Here is a 14,577-nt window from a genome sequence, read left to right on the forward strand (position 1 = left end):
TTTTAATATTTTGAAAAACAAATGTAATTTATTAGTGGAAAAATTGTTCTAAATTCTAAATATTTTTATAGTTTTCCGATAAAAAGAAAATGAAGATAGACTTACGAAGCGATACGGTTACCATACCCACTCCTGCTATGCTCAATGCTATTTATAACGCAAAAGTTGGTGACGATGTGTATAAAGAAGACCCGAGTGTAAACGCACTAGAAGACTATGTAGCTAATTTATTTGGAAAAAAATCTGCTTTATATTTCCCGACAGGAAGCATGGCTAATCAAGCCGCAATTAAATTGCATACCAATCCAGGAGAACAGCTTATTTGCGATAAATGGGGACATGTTTACAATTATGAAGGCGGTGGAGTTTCTTTTAATTCTGGCGTTTCTTGTAAATTAGTAGATGGTTCACGCGGAAAAATTACAGCTGATTTAGCTGAAAAAGCAATCAATCCACCAGATTTTTATCACAGTCCTAAAACTTCTTTAGTTTGTGTTGAAAATACAACCAACAAAGGTGGTGGTGCTTGTTATGAATTGGACGAATTAAAAGCCATACATCAAGTTTGTAAACAACACGGATTGGGCTATCATTTAGATGGAGCCCGAATTGCTAACGCCATCATTGCTAAAAAACAAGATCCTAAAGAATTCGGTAAATTGTTTGATACCATTACCATTTGTTTATCTAAAGGTTTGGGCGCACCCATGGGAACCGTTTTAGTAGGTGATGAAGCTATCATGCAAAATGCTATGCGCGTTCGGAAAGTATTAGGTGGCGGAATGCGGCAAGTTGGATTTATGGCAGCTGCTGGACTGTTTGCCTTACAAAATCAGTTTGAACGATTGGAAGAAGACCACAAAAAAGCTAATGAATTAGGTGAAATGTTAGCCTCGTTAAATTTTGTAGAAAAAGTTGAATCCGTTGAAACCAACATTGTGATCTTTTATTTAGATGAAAAAGTAGATGCAGAAAAATTCATGCATAAATTAGATGAACTCGGTATAAGAATTAGCGATATGGGCGAAGGAAAAATGCGGATGGTTACGCATTTAGATTACACTGAAATAATGCACGATTTTATGTTGGAAAACTTTAGAAAAGCTTATATAGATTAAGCTTATACAGATTTTTGTTTTTTTAGATAACTAAACATTTTTCCCATAACTATTACATGTGGGAATGTAATGGCTGCAATAAATGCAAAAAGAAAACTGTAAAATAGTTTCGTCTCGTAAAAAAAGAATAAAAAGGCTGCAAAACCTACAACCGAAACCAACCAATAAATACCTGCATCTTTGATATAGGATTTAATTCCAGGAACAAGTTTTCCACCGTAGATAAATTTTATTTGATCGTTTAAAGAAGGTAAGCTATGCCAAAAAGCAAAATAAATAGCAAAACCTAATATTAAAGGTGTAAAGTAAAATACAAGCGTATATAAAATCAATAAAGAAAATTCAAAACTAAATTTTGTAAGAATTAGTTCTTTTTTTATCAAAAGCAATACGCTAAAAATTAAACTCATAGTTAGTGAGCAAGCAGATAAATAAGTAAACCAATTAAAAGGTACTGAAAAGTTAGCTAAATCTTCTATTACTTGATTTGTTGTCTCGGGCTTCAACAGAAAGAGTAAACTTAAAATAAGGAGACCAAATGTAAATTGAAAGACTTTCTTCAAAAAGCCGTATTGATTTGTACTAAATTTTTGACTCCAATGTTGTTCACCAAAATGATATGCGCTAAACAATATAAAAATAATCAGTGCATAAAAGGGAACGAAGTAAAATAAGATTACAGCTAACAAAACAATAAACACGTATGTTAATTTAATGTACCATTTGTTTTTGTTTACTACAAATTTAGATTTTTCGATAAGCAAAATATCGTTTGCTCCATGTAAAATTCCGATGCTAATAATTAGAAATAAAGCTAAATAGACCGAAAATATTTCAGCAAATGATAGTGAGATAGCTATCCCTAAGAAACTAGACAATATTGAGACTTTCTTAATATTCAATTTATAAAATTATTGTGTTGACAAAATTAATCAAAAATATTTCTTAAAATTACAATTAAGTGTTTAATCTTTAATTATGTTTGTTTGAACAAATCAAAAATTTATAACGCTATGAGTAATTTTATGTATTTATTAGCTGACGTCTCAAAAATCGCAAATGACGATTACGTTGGTTTTACTTTTTTTGTAGGTAGTATGGCTATGATGGCTGCTTCTGCCTTTTTCTTTTTATCGCTGAACCAATTCGACTCGAAATGGAGAACATCTGTGTTGGTTTCAGGTTTAATTACATTTATTGCCGCTGTACACTACTTCTACATGCGTGATTATTGGGATGCTGTTGGAGAGTCTCCAACATTTTTCCGTTACGTAGACTGGGTATTAACAGTGCCATTAATGTGTGTTGAGTTCTTCTTAATTTTAAGAGCCGCTGGAGCTAAAAAATCATTGATGTGGAAATTAATTTTCTGGTCAGTTGTTATGTTAGTTACAGGTTACTTTGGTGAAGCTGTTCAGCCAGACTGGTCTTGGCAGTGGGGTCTTCTATCAGGTATTGCTTACTTTATCATTGTTTACATGATCTGGTTTGGTGAAGCGAAAAAACTTGCAGAAAAAGCAGGTGGTAATGTTTTAGCTGCACACAAAGTTTTATGTTGGTTTGTGTTAGTAGGTTGGGCAATTTACCCAGTTGGATACATTTTAGGAACTCCAGGCGGATTGTTTGGATATGACTTTGGTGTAGATGCAAGCTTCATGGATGTAGTTTACAACATTGGTGATGCAGTAAACAAAATTGGTTTTGGATTGGTAGTTTATTCATTAGCTGTTAAATCTACAGCAAAAGCATAAACACTGATTTAAGTATTACAAAAAAGCCGTTTCGAATAGAAACGGCTTTTTTTATGTCCTAACTTTTTAATCCTAAAGAATATCAATTCAATTTGAAAACAGTTAGTAGAACATGACAATTGTCATTTAAAAAATGGGACTTAGCTATTATTTTTGGAGTAGAATTTTAAATCAACCTAAATGAACATGCTAGACTTAATATTTGTAAATTGGACAAATGGAGCAATAATAATGACTGTTGTTTTTGGATTGGTAATCGCTGCTTTGGTGGGCGCGGTTTATTATATGTCTAAAAAAGACAAAGGGTTGAAATAAAATTTTTCATAGCAAATAGTTTTTTTTTACTCCCTAGCGATTTTCAATTTTGGCTAGGGAGTTTTTATTGCATGTCGTTTTGAAGCTTTTCAACTAAATCTTCATCATTATCAAAAATTCTAAATTCACCATCTTTTATATAGGAAATTTGCCCTGTTTCTTCACTAACTACCAAAGCCAAAGCATCTGTTTTTTCAGTAATACCAATTGCTGCTCTATGGCGCAAGCCAAAACGTAAGGGAATATTTCTATCGTTTGAAACGGGTAAAATTACTCGTGTTGCGGTAATATATCCATCTTCAATTACAGCAGCTCCATCGTGTAAGGGAGAATTTTTATAAAAAATAGATTCTAAAATAGGAATATTAAATTCTATTTGCATTTGGTCTCCAGAATTTTTCACAAAATCCAACTTCGTGTTTCGTTGTAAAACAATAAGTGCTCCAGTTTGTGTACTCCCCATTTTTTGGCAAGCTTCAACTAAATCTTCTAAATAAGCAACACTTTCAACCGACTTTGTCGAAAAATTAATCTTTTGCAAAAGTCCTTTTTTTGATGAGAAATTGGTAGAACCAATCATCAATAAAAATTTTCGGATTTCTTGTTGAAAAACCACAATTAAAGCAAACATTCCTACACCTATAAATTGCCCTAAAACGCTGCTGAACATTTCCATATTTAGCAACAAAGTAAGCTGCCAGAGTAAGTAAATAATTACAATACCAATAAAAATATTGATAGCTGCACTACCTTTTACCAAACGATAAACGTAAAACAATAAAAAAGCTACAAGTAGGATATCTAAAATATCAAAAAAGCCAATTTCTAAAAAATCTAATCCCATGGCTTAAAAGTAAGGATATTAATTGAACTGCGCTAAAAGCTGAATTACTTCTGTTGCTTCTTTTACGTCATGCACACGTAAAATTTTAGCCTTTTTCTGAATGGCTATCGTATTTAAAACACTAGTTCCGTTCAAGGCTTGTTGTGGAGTAGTTTCCAGCAATTTATAAATTAAAGATTTTCTGGAAAGACCTACTAAAACGGGAACTTTATGAAACTGAAGCGCTTCAAGATGTTGGAGTAATACATAGTTTTGTTCTACGTTTTTTGCAAAACCAAATCCAGGGTCAATGATGCAATCGTTTATTCCGTGTGCTCTGGCTTGACTTATTTTTTCGGAAAAATAAAAATTGACTTCTTCTACAACATCAGAATATTTTGCATGCTGCTTCATGGTTTGTGGAGTTCCTTTCATGTGCATCATAATGTAAGGAACTTGTAATTTTGCGAGAGTTGAAAACATATCTTGATCAAGGTTTCCAGCAGAAATATCGTTTACCATACTTGCGCCTGCTTCAACTGCTAGTTTAGCCACATTTGCTCTAAACGTATCAACCGAAATTAAAATTTCTGGAAATGCTTTAATCAATTCATTTAGAACAGGAATCAATCGCTTTTTTTCTTCTGTTTCTGAAATATGATCAGCACCAGGACGAGAACTGTAGGCACCCAAATCTATAAAAGTAGCTCCATCATTGAGCATTTTTTCTGCTTGTTTGAGCGCTTTGGGCAAATCTTTGTATTTCCCGCCGTCGTAAAATGAATCTGGCGTAAGATTAAGCACGCCCATTACTTTTGGAGTTGATAAATCTATTAAATTCCCTTTGCAATTGATTTGCATAAAACTGAAATTTAAGCTTTTATCCAATCAAGAATTTCACCATCCATCGGACTGGTTCTTGGAGAGATTACCTTTTCTAATTCTCCATCTTCATTCAGCAAGTACTTTTGAAAATTCCATTCTACTTCAGAATCTTGTTTCGCGTTCTGCGCTTTATTTGTCAAAAATTGATAAATAGGATGCATGTCTTTTCCTTTTACCGAAATTTTTTGCATCATAGGAAAACTAACTCCATAATTTCGTTCACAAAATTGAGCAATCTCTTCATTACTGCCTGGCTCCTGCCCCATAAAATTATTAGCAGGAAAACCTACAATTACAAAATTTTGGTTTTTGTATTGTTCGTACAAAGCCTGTAAATCTTTGTACTGTGGCGTTAATCCACATTTTGAAGCCGTGTTAACTACCATTACTTTTTTTCCTTTTAAAGAAGAAAAGTCAAAGTCTTCGCCTTCAAGCGTAGTAGTAGAAAATTGATGTATGCTATTGCTCATGCTATTGGATTTTGTTTGTGAATACGAACTAAAGAAAAAGAATAAACTGAATATGAAAACAACTTTCTTCATGATTTTTTATTTCAAATGTAATTAAGCATTTTGGCTATTAGCAAAGTTTGTACTAATATTTAGCTATTTTTTGGGAAATGCAATAATGCATGAATTTTTCTTAGACTTCAATTGAAATATTCACCTTTCCTGCTTTTAGTTTCCGTTTAAGGAATCTGCTTAAATTGAAAGTTTACACATTAAACCTGAAATTCATAATATCGCCATCTTGAACAATGTATTCCTTTCCTTCTACTTTTAACAAACCTGCTTCTTTTATTTTTGCTTCACTTCCTAAACGGATAAAGTCTTCATATTTAATTACTTCAGCTCGAATAAATCCTTTTTCAAAATCGGTATGAATTACGCCAGCTGCTTGCGGAGCACTTGCTCCCACGGGAACAGTCCAAGCTCTAACTTCTTTTTCACCAGCGGTAAAGTAGGTTTGTTGGTTGAGTAATTGGTAAGCAGAACGTATTAATTTGGCAACACCAGCTTCGTCTAAACCAATGTCTTCTAAAAATAATTTTCGTTCTTCGTAATCTTCTAATTCGGCTATATCAGCTTCAATACCAACTGCCAAGACAAGTACTTCTGCACCTTCATCTGCCACTAATTTTTTAATTTCTTCTACGTAAGCATTTCCGTTTACAGCAGATTTTTCGTCTACATTACATACATACAAAACAGGCTTATCGGTAATGAGCTGCATGGGTTTTACAAAATCTTCTCGCTCTTCTTCACCAATTTCAATAGCTCTAACCGATTTTCCTTCTTCAAGTCCTTTTTGTAATTTTTCTAAAACTGAAAATTCTTTTATAGCTTCTTTATTGCCTGTTTTGGCAGCACGTTTTGTTTTTTCTAAGCGTTTTTCTACACTTTCTAAATCTTTTAACTGGAGCTCAATATCGATGGTTTCTTTATCTCTAATAGGATTGATGTTGCCATCAACATGAACAATATTGTCATCATCAAAACAGCGTAGCACGTGTAAGATAGCATCGGTTTCACGAATATTTCCTAAAAACTGATTTCCAAGACCTTCGCCTTTGCTTGCTCCTTTTACTAATCCAGCAATGTCTACAATCTCTACAGTTGCCGGCAAAACACGTTGCGGATTTACTAAATCTGCTAGTTTGTGTAAACGCGGATCGGGAACATTAATTACACCTATATTAGGTTCTATGGTACAAAATGGAAAATTTGCACTCTGTGCTTTAGCATTAGAGAGTGAATTAAAAAGAGTTGATTTACCAACGTTGGGAAGTCCTACAATTCCTGCTTTCATATATATAAATTTCGCAATACGTTTTTTGCCATTAAAAGTTGGCAAAGGTAGCATTTTAAACCCTATTTATAAAGTTAGAACTTCTTACAATCCTAAAGAATTTGCCTGAATATGAATGAATTTTGTCTTATTACAGAATTAATCCAGCAAAACACTTGACAAGGCCTATGTGCAAGTTGTATATTTGCAGCTTCTTAAATAAAACACCTACAGATGAAATTATCTCAATTTGATTACGATTTACCCGAAGAATTACTAGCTGAACGTCCTGCTGAAAACAGAGATGAGTCTAGATTAATGGTTGTAAATCGTAAAGATGAAAGTATAGAACACAAACAGTTTAAAGACTTGATTCATTATTTTGATGAAAAAGATGTTATGGTGTTTAATAACACTAAAGTTTTTCCTGCTCGTTTATATGGAAACAAAGAAAAAACTGGCGCACGTATTGAAGTATTCTTACTTAGAGAACTTAACCCAGAAACACGCCTTTGGGATGTACTTGTAGATCCGGCTAGAAAAATTAGAATTGGAAACAAATTATACTTTGGTGACGATGAAAGTCTAGTTGCTGAAGTAATTGATAACACCACTTCCCGTGGAAGAACACTTCGCTTTTTATATGATGGTTCTTACACCGAATTTAGAAAAAAATTAACCGAACTTGGTGAAACACCTTTACCAAAATACATTTCTAGACCTGTAGAACCAGAAGACGAAATACGTTACCAAACCATTTATGCTAAAAATGAAGGAGCCGTTGCCGCACCTACCGCGGGACTTCACTTTTCTAAACATTTAATGAAGCGCCTTGAAATAAAAGGAGTTGATTTTGCTGAAGTAACCTTACATATTGGCCTAGGTACGTTTAACCCCGTTGAAGTGGAAGATTTATCGAAACACAAAATGGATAGCGAGCAAATTTCTATAACCAAAGATGCAACTCAAATTGTAAATAAAGCGCTAAAAGAGAAACGAAAAATTTGTGCAGTTGGCACCACAGTTATGCGTACTTTAGAAAGTGCTGTAAATGCAAACAACACTTTACAAGAATACGAAGGTTGGACAAACAAGTTTATATTTCCTCCTTACGATTTTAGTATGGCAAACTGTATGGTAACCAACTTCCACATGCCAAAATCTACTTTATTGATGATGATTTCAGCTTTTGCTGGACATGATTTAATGGAGAAAGCTTACAAAGAAGCCATTAAAGAAAAATATCGCTTTTATAGCTATGGAGATGCCATGTTGATTATTTAATTAGCTCATCTTAAAATCGATTTAAAACTGTTTCTGTAAAAAGAAACAGTTTTTTTATGGTTTCATACAAAAACAAATTAGTATAATTTTTTGCAGAAAGAATTACTAACAAAAATGAGCCACAATAAAGCACCTAAAAGCCTGAGTTCGATTTATAGTCTTCTGTAATTCAATACTACATTTCCATTATATATGAAAAAAAACACCCCTAAATCTCATCAAGGTGATTATCATCTCTTTCTTCTACTGACTTAAATTGAACTTAAGTTGTAAACATCAATATGATTTGTAGCGTAAAAACAGATTTTTTAAATCAGTTGTTTTTATCATTAGCTTGAAGAATCAGCTTTCATATTTTTTTATTGAATAGAACAAAATTAAAAACTTCAACTATATTTGAAATATGCTAAAGCGATTGAAAAAAGTGGTACAGAGTTCTCCCCTTTTAAAGGTTACTTCCTTTAATTCGCTTAGTGTGATTATAAAAATGATTACCGGTTTAGGTGTTTCTAAACTTTCAGCCTATTTCTTAGGTCCACAAGGTTTTGCATTAATCGGAAATTTTAGAAACTTTTTAAACATTGCACATAACTTTTCAGCAGGTGGTTTAGAACGTGCTGTTGTTAAATACGGAGCTGAAAGTGAAAACGAACAAGAGAAACAAAAAGCCTTTATTTCTAGCTTGCTTGGAATGGGCTTGTTGGTTTGCCTAATAGTAGGAATACTTATTTTTAGCTTTTCAACATACATTAATCGTATTCTTTTTTATGAAAGAAATTTTACTCAAGTAATACAAATACTTGCTTTCATATTACCGCTACATGTATTAAACATATACATTATTGCTTTGCTTAAAGCTTTTGAAGAATTCCAAAAAATAATTCGGGTTCACATTATTGGTCATGTATTAAATCTTGTTGTTTTTGCACTGCTAGTCTATAATTTTGACTTAAAAGGCGCTTTAATTACACTTATAATTATTCCATCAGCACTTGTGTTTTTTAGCCTGTATTATTTTAAAGCTTATTGGTCGATATTTAGCCTTTTTGACTGGAAAGCTTTTGATAGTAAAATGCTGAAAAATTTTGGTCACTATGCATTAATGACATTGATATCGAGTGTTAGTTTTCCATTGGTTTTTTTAGGTATTCGAAATTCAATTATCACAGAATTATCTGAAGAAGCAGCAGGGTTCTGGGAAGCTGTAAATAGAATTGCTACTTATTATTTGATGTTTGTGTTATCTATGCTTAACTTATTCATTTTACCTAAATTGGTAAAAGCAAAAAATAACATCGAATTCAAATCTATTGTATTTGCTTTTTACAAACAAATTATCCCGTTGTATGTAATTGGATTGATATTGGTTTATTTTATTCGGGAACCATTATTACTTTTGGTTTATACAGATGAATTCTTGCCCGCTGAAAACTTATTTTTATATCAGATTTTAGGTGACTTTTTTAGAATTATCACCTTGGTTATGGTGTATCAATTTCATGCTAAAAGAATGACAATTTCATTTATTCTTACCGATTTATTTTTAGCTGTAAGCTTATACTTTAGCGCCACCATGCTTATAGGAAAGTTTGGTCTTGAAGGTGCTGTAATTGGCCATTTTATAACCTACGTTGCTTACTTTTTATTGATTTTAATTTATTTTAGAAAAGTATTTATTTATCCATATTTCAAGTTGAATAAATAAACACTAACATGCCTAACTATTCATTAAAATGCTTGTAATTTGCATTTTTGAAATTGATGTATATGAAAGAGTTTAGCAATTTATGGCAAGCCATTGGTTTTCGATATGTAGTGATTTTAATATTTGCAGGAATATTGTGGTTAATCTTTCAATTTGTTTTTGAAGAAATTACCAAAATACACATGGGAATTGCGGCTATTATTGCCATTATTTTATCACCTAGAATGAAGACCATCAAAAATCAAGATGAAACTGTTTACCAAATGAAATGGTGGGGATTTAAATTTCTTAAAATTTAATTACACGATCTACTTCAGACTTTTTCTCTTCTGTTTCTTCATCGTCTGTTTCTTTATCTAATTCTACAGATGAGTTTTTCTCTGCAATTTTACGTTTCATTTTAGCCAATTCTTCACGCGCTTCATCTACAATTTCTGGGTATTTTGCTGCACTTTTTTCAAGGCTTTCTAAAATGTAAGTAGCGTTGAAAGCATCGTCTAAAGCAAAGAAATTTTTCGCCATAATTATCAATCCTTTGAAACCAAATTCTTGATACCTTGAATAGTTTTTAGTTAGTTCTTTTACTACTTCTGTAGATGCTTCAAAATTGCCTTGTTGATGTTTAAAATAAGCTGAATAATACAAAGCTTCAGCAGCTAATTTACCGCTTGCACTTTCTTCTACCACAGCATAAGCCTTTTCAGCATCGGTTTCATTATCCAATTTCATATTGGCCCTAGCAGAAAATAAATATGCATCGTTAATAGCACGTTCTTCAACAGATTTTAATTGTTTTACCTTGTCTGCATAAGCAATGGTTTCTTCAAAATTATCTGTTCGGTAATAGGCTTTCATTAAATTAGAAACAGCAAAAATTACATTTTGGGTAAATTGAGCCTTTTCTTCTAATTGCTTAAGCAACGGAATGGCATTGGTATAGTCTTCATTTTCTAAATACACTTGAGCAGATCTTGACAATGCGGTTTCCGTAAACTCTGATGTAGAAGATTGTATTACTTCTTCAAAATAAACTAAACTTTCTTCTTTTTCGCCTTTGTTGTAAAGCAACTGGCCTAAGTAGAAATTTGCTTTTAAAGCATGAATTCCTTTTGGAAATTGAGCTAAATATTTTTGAAAACCTGCAATGGCTTTTTCATTAACGCCATCTAAAAATGGTTTTTCAGCAGCTTCATAAGTAGCATTATCTATATCGGCATCGGCAACGTCCATAAAATCTAAATCGCTTACCCAAGCTGCGTACATTTCTGTTTTGCCTTGGTCAATATAAATTAATCTAACTGTATTTACCGCTTGAGCAGCTTGTTCTGAGTTAGGATAATCTGAAACCAACTTTTTAAAAGTAACTAATGCCTCTTCGCTTTTATTTGTATTGTAAAAAATCAAACCTTTTTTAGACAAAGCTCGTGGCATTAATGCAGAGTTTGGATGTTGGTCTATAATTTTTTGATAAGCAGTCAAAGCTTTATTTTGCTCGTTTTCTGCTACGTGTGTATTTCCTAATTCGTATAAGGCATTATCTAGATATGCTGAGCTCTTAAACTCGCTTAAAAAGCGCTGTAGTTCTTCAATTTTTCGCTGGTTTCTATCTACAAAACCATAGCTTAAGGATTTTTGAAAGAAAGCATAATCGTTATTAAAATTAGGCATTCCTAAAGCTTTGTTATAAGCTTCCATGGCGGGCCAATAAGTCCCAGAAGCAAAATAAGCGTCTCCTAATCGAACAAAAGCATCGTGTTGTAATGCGGCATCTTTTGCTATTGGAGCAAATTTTTCAAAGTAGATTTGAGCTTGCTCGTAGTTTTTATTTTTAAAATAAGCATATCCTAAATTGTAGTTCAAATCCTGAAACTCCTTCGTATTCTTGGCAGATGTTGAACCTTCAAATTGCTTGAAACCCACAATGGCATCGGTATAATTACCTAACAAATAATCTACCTCAGCATTCCAAAATTGTGTTTTAGCGACAATTTTTTTGTCGATTGCTTGTTTCAAAGCTTTATTAAAATAGGTTTTAGCAGCTGAATAGTCCCGTTCTTTAAAGAGTTCTATTGCGTATGCATAAGCTATTTGTTGGTATTGCTTCTTGTCTTCGTAATTTCTGCTTCCTTCTAATAAATAAAGCGCTTTTTCGTAATTTTTTTCTGCTAAATAGGCACCAACAAGTAAACTCCCAATTTGATTTGCTTCTTGTGAATTGGGGTATTTTTCTAGAAACTGTGTCAACACTTCTGGAACACTAGTGTATGCATTTCCTATCTCGTAGCTCAATTTTGCGTAGTTTAAAAATGCATCTTGCTGTATTTCTTTATCAAAATCTAGTTCCGATACATTCTTAAAAGCATTTAAAGCTTCAGATTTGGCATCGCTTTTTAAATAAGATTGAGCTAAGTGGTAATACGCATTTTGAGCAACCTTGTCTTTACCTCCAATAATTTTATTGAACTCTGATACGGCTTTGGGATAGTTTTTTTGCATGAAATAAGCGTAACCCAATTGGTAATGGTCGGTGTTATTCCATTTACAGCGATCTCCTTCGTAGGCTTCTAAATACGGAATCGCTTCTTCGTACTCTTCTAAATTAAAATAACTCTCCCCGATTATTTTATTGAGTTGTGAGCGTTCTTGATAGTTGGCTTTTTGTAATTTCTCTTTCGCTGCTGCAATGGCAGATTCAAAATTACCCGATTTAAAATTCATATCGCTTTTAAAATAAGCCATATCTTGATTAAAATTTGGGTCGGCTTCCACTTCATCAAATAATTCTTTTGCTTTGCGGTAGTCATTTTCTGCATAAGCGATGTAACCTAAATAATATTTTGCTTGCGAACCGTATTCTTTATGATTTTTTACTCTATTGAAATACGTATTTGCTCTTTTAAAATCATCGCTTTTAAATGAAGCATAAGCAAATTTAAAATAGTATTCAGACTGAAGTTCTTTGTTTAAATTATACACATCAACTTGATTGAACCATCTTCTCGCTTGGTTATGATTATTTACACCAAAATAGTAATTCCCGATTTCGAAAACAGCTTCATTTTTTTTATTACTTGTTGGGTGACTTCTAATAAAATCTTCCATAGCTATGGCAGCATTGGCTTCATTTAATTTTAAAGCCGAGCTAACTTCATAAAATTTAGCATTGGATTTAAGTTGTCTTTTTTCACTGGATTCAGCAACCCGTGCGAATAAAATTTTTGCTGAAGCAAATTGTTTCTTCTGAAATAAATCTAAAGCTTGTTGAAAAGTTGAAATATCGCTGTAATGTTCTTCAGATTGCTGAGCAAATCCGTTAGTAAATGCGAAAAAGGAAAGAAAAATTACAACTGCAAAAGATTTCATACGTCAATATTTAAAACTAGTCAAAGATAGAAATATATCTATAGATGTAAACGTAATTTATTCCAATAATTGTGTGCGAAGAATAGGATTTATCTCAATTTGACTATTTCGACTTAAATACGAAAAACATAAATAGTGAATCCAAATTAAAATTAAACTGAAAACAGAAAACGGCTATTGCTTTTTTATAGTACAATAGGCTTGTAAGCTACTAATGAAGAAGTGGTAATAACAAATTAAATAATATTGATTCTATTGTAATATTTTGCTTTATGAATATTCAACTTAGCTATTTGTTGTACTTCTGTTGAAACTTTTGAAAAAGAAAAAACCCAAGGTTTCCTAATATGAAACCAACACTAAAACCAACCAAAATGTCTCCAGGATAGTGTACACCAATATAAATCCTACTATAAGTTATTATAAAAGACCAAAGCAATAACCAGATTAAAATTTTTGGAAAAATTGGTCTTAAAATACGACCGATGAAAATTGCAATCGCCATACTGCTTGAAGCGTGTGCAGAATAAAAACCAAATTTACCACATCGTTTGGCCGAAAACCGAGCAAACTCCATAAAATCTTCGTTGCAAGGTCTGGGTCTTTCAAAAAAGTATTTAAAAAATCCTGCTAGTTGATCGTTTATCGTAACTAAAATCAAAGCGATTAATAATGTTATTCCTAAGGTTTTAAGATTGAATTTCTTGTAAATAAAATACAACAAGAAAATATACAATGGAATAGACGTCCATTTTTCTGTAATAATAATCCACAACCAATCCCATTCTCTACTACCTAAATTGTTTAAGTATAAAAAAAGTTGTGTATCCCATTCAAGAATTTTGTCTAAAACCATCTAGATTAGTTAATTGAATTTTGTTTTTTACTAAGGTAAAAAAGTTCACCGATAGAAATAAGTATAATGGTATATCCTAAAAGTTCAATACTTTCTTCAGATGCATCTTTTATGGTTCTAAAGTAACCATCTCCCATCAAATTTTCCCAGTTGGTTCCTTTTCCATACAACCGAGAAAAGACATGTAAAGTGAGTAATCCAACTGTAAAAATTCCAAAAGCAAATTGGTGTTGTATTTCTGCTACTTGTTTCCAAAATAACTTTCCGTGCTTAATTAAAATTACAATGGCAATACCAACAACACTAAAAGCAAGAATTTGCCAAAGTCCATCGAAAACACTGTCTAAAATTGAATCTAATTCTCTAATAAGATGCGTTAAAAAGAATAAACTTAAAATACTATTGAAGTATCGAAAAGCTTCAAATTTAATGCTGCTTATTACTAAAATTATAATTCCGATAAGTAAAAATGTTTCTTGTGCACGTTCAGTAAGCGAATCTTCCTTAAATTCTCCAGCCATAAAATCGAATTTAATCATAAGCGTGCTAAAAAATAAAAGCAAAGCGTAAAGTGGAAATCTAACAAAGGAAGGAAGTAGTGAACGCATATCTTCAAGGTATTTTATCTAATGAATACTAAAACAAAGCACAAAGAAACAAAAATTTTTCAAGTAAAGTATAAAAACTAA

The 14,577-nt window shown here is 32.3% G+C and carries 14 protein-coding genes; 6 read left to right on the forward strand and 8 right to left on the reverse strand.

What is annotated here, in order from left to right; genetic code table 11:
• Positions 1–89 precede the first annotated feature (89 nt).
• Complete coding sequence (locus IEV72_RS04235; RefSeq protein WP_188457850.1) at positions 90–1,118, forward strand: threonine aldolase family protein; 1,029 nt, start codon at positions 90–92, stop codon at positions 1,116–1,118.
• A 2-nt stretch (positions 1,119–1,120) separates the two neighbouring features.
• Here IEV72_RS04235 and IEV72_RS04240 read toward each other — a convergent pair whose 3' ends face one another.
• The gene (locus IEV72_RS04240; RefSeq protein ID WP_188457851.1) at positions 1,121–1,996 is read right to left on the reverse strand and encodes a Brp/Blh family beta-carotene 15,15'-dioxygenase; all 876 of its coding nucleotides are present in this window, start codon (positions 1,994–1,996) and stop codon (positions 1,121–1,123) included.
• A gap of 135 nt (positions 1,997–2,131) precedes the next feature.
• On the opposite strand from IEV72_RS04240, the gene IEV72_RS04245 reads away from it, so the two are divergent.
• Together IEV72_RS04245 and IEV72_RS13695 are read left to right on the forward strand one after the other, a co-directional pair.
• Positions 2,132–2,869, forward strand: coding sequence for a bacteriorhodopsin-like (locus tag IEV72_RS04245; protein WP_188457852.1), 738 nt, complete (start codon positions 2,132–2,134; stop codon positions 2,867–2,869).
• A 180-nt stretch (positions 2,870–3,049) separates the two neighbouring features.
• Complete coding sequence (locus tag IEV72_RS13695) at positions 3,050–3,184, forward strand: hypothetical protein (RefSeq protein ID WP_262890025.1); 135 nt, start codon at positions 3,050–3,052, stop codon at positions 3,182–3,184.
• 64 nt (positions 3,185–3,248) lie between these two features.
• Here the strand turns inward: IEV72_RS13695 and IEV72_RS04250 are convergent, their stop codons facing one another.
• The 4 genes from IEV72_RS04250 to ychF all read right to left on the reverse strand — a co-directional run bounded on the left by IEV72_RS04250 (position 3,249) and on the right by ychF (position 6,701).
• On the reverse strand, positions 3,249–4,028 hold the full coding sequence (locus IEV72_RS04250; protein ID WP_188457853.1) for a diadenylate cyclase: 780 nt from the start codon (positions 4,026–4,028) through the stop codon (positions 3,249–3,251).
• Between the two features lie 18 nt (positions 4,029–4,046).
• Entirely contained in the window at positions 4,047–4,868 is an 822-nt protein-coding gene (gene folP / locus IEV72_RS04255) for a dihydropteroate synthase (protein ID WP_188457854.1), read from the reverse strand.
• Between the two features lie 11 nt (positions 4,869–4,879).
• On the reverse strand, positions 4,880–5,434 hold the full coding sequence (locus tag IEV72_RS04260; RefSeq protein WP_188457855.1) for a glutathione peroxidase: 555 nt from the start codon (positions 5,432–5,434) through the stop codon (positions 4,880–4,882).
• A gap of 172 nt (positions 5,435–5,606) precedes the next feature.
• Positions 5,607–6,701, reverse strand: a complete 1,095-nt coding sequence (gene ychF, locus IEV72_RS04265; protein WP_188457856.1) for a redox-regulated ATPase YchF — start codon at positions 6,699–6,701, stop codon at positions 5,607–5,609.
• 213 nt (positions 6,702–6,914) lie between these two features.
• Between ychF and queA the strand changes: the two genes are divergently transcribed.
• The 3 genes from queA to IEV72_RS04280 all read left to right on the forward strand — a co-directional run bounded on the left by queA (position 6,915) and on the right by IEV72_RS04280 (position 9,968).
• The gene (gene queA / locus IEV72_RS04270) at positions 6,915–7,964 is read left to right on the forward strand and encodes a tRNA preQ1(34) S-adenosylmethionine ribosyltransferase-isomerase QueA (protein ID WP_188457857.1); all 1,050 of its coding nucleotides are present in this window, start codon (positions 6,915–6,917) and stop codon (positions 7,962–7,964) included.
• 424 nt (positions 7,965–8,388) lie between these two features.
• Positions 8,389–9,669 (forward strand): O-antigen translocase, encoded by a 1,281-nt coding sequence (locus IEV72_RS04275; protein WP_229731808.1) that lies wholly within the window; start codon positions 8,389–8,391, stop codon positions 9,667–9,669.
• Between the two features lie 62 nt (positions 9,670–9,731).
• On the forward strand, positions 9,732–9,968 hold the full coding sequence (locus tag IEV72_RS04280) for a hypothetical protein (protein ID WP_188457859.1): 237 nt from the start codon (positions 9,732–9,734) through the stop codon (positions 9,966–9,968).
• Here IEV72_RS04280 and IEV72_RS04285 read toward each other — a convergent pair.
• From IEV72_RS04285 to IEV72_RS04295, 3 genes are all read right to left on the reverse strand, one after another.
• Positions 9,958–13,032, reverse strand: a complete 3,075-nt coding sequence (locus IEV72_RS04285) for a tetratricopeptide repeat protein (protein WP_188457860.1) — start codon at positions 13,030–13,032, stop codon at positions 9,958–9,960. The two genes, IEV72_RS04280 and IEV72_RS04285, sit on opposite strands and share 11 nt — an antisense overlap.
• 289 nt (positions 13,033–13,321) lie before the next feature.
• Positions 13,322–13,888 (reverse strand): phosphatase PAP2 family protein, encoded by a 567-nt coding sequence (locus IEV72_RS04290; RefSeq protein WP_188457861.1) that lies wholly within the window; start codon positions 13,886–13,888, stop codon positions 13,322–13,324.
• Between the two features lie 5 nt (positions 13,889–13,893).
• Positions 13,894–14,496, reverse strand: a complete 603-nt coding sequence (locus tag IEV72_RS04295) for a hypothetical protein (protein ID WP_188457862.1) — start codon at positions 14,494–14,496, stop codon at positions 13,894–13,896.
• Positions 14,497–14,577 lie beyond the last annotated feature (81 nt).

The organism is Psychroflexus planctonicus, assembly GCF_014640195.1.
GTDB classification, from domain to species: Bacteria; Bacteroidota; Bacteroidia; order Flavobacteriales; family Flavobacteriaceae; genus Psychroflexus; species Psychroflexus planctonicus.

Coding starts and splice junctions, on each gene's coding strand:
- IEV72_RS13695 (WP_262890025.1), top strand. CDS start 3,050: ATGAACATGCTAGACTTAATATTTGTAAATTGGACAAATGGAGCAATA.
- IEV72_RS04290 (WP_188457861.1), bottom strand. CDS start 13,888: ATGGTTTTAGACAAAATTCTTGAATGGGATACACAACTTTTTTTATAC.
- IEV72_RS04235 (WP_188457850.1), top strand. CDS start 90: ATGAAGATAGACTTACGAAGCGATACGGTTACCATACCCACTCCTGCT.
- queA (WP_188457857.1), top strand. CDS start 6,915: ATGAAATTATCTCAATTTGATTACGATTTACCCGAAGAATTACTAGCT.
- IEV72_RS04280 (WP_188457859.1), top strand. CDS start 9,732: ATGAAAGAGTTTAGCAATTTATGGCAAGCCATTGGTTTTCGATATGTA.
- IEV72_RS04285 (WP_188457860.1), bottom strand. CDS start 13,032: ATGAAATCTTTTGCAGTTGTAATTTTTCTTTCCTTTTTCGCATTTACT.
- folP (WP_188457854.1), bottom strand. CDS start 4,868: ATGCAAATCAATTGCAAAGGGAATTTAATAGATTTATCAACTCCAAAA.
- IEV72_RS04250 (WP_188457853.1), bottom strand. CDS start 4,028: ATGGGATTAGATTTTTTAGAAATTGGCTTTTTTGATATTTTAGATATC.
- ychF (WP_188457856.1), bottom strand. CDS start 6,701: ATGAAAGCAGGAATTGTAGGACTTCCCAACGTTGGTAAATCAACTCTT.
- IEV72_RS04295 (WP_188457862.1), bottom strand. CDS start 14,496: ATGCGTTCACTACTTCCTTCCTTTGTTAGATTTCCACTTTACGCTTTG.
- IEV72_RS04245 (WP_188457852.1), top strand. CDS start 2,132: ATGAGTAATTTTATGTATTTATTAGCTGACGTCTCAAAAATCGCAAAT.
- IEV72_RS04260 (WP_188457855.1), bottom strand. CDS start 5,434: ATGAAGAAAGTTGTTTTCATATTCAGTTTATTCTTTTTCTTTAGTTCG.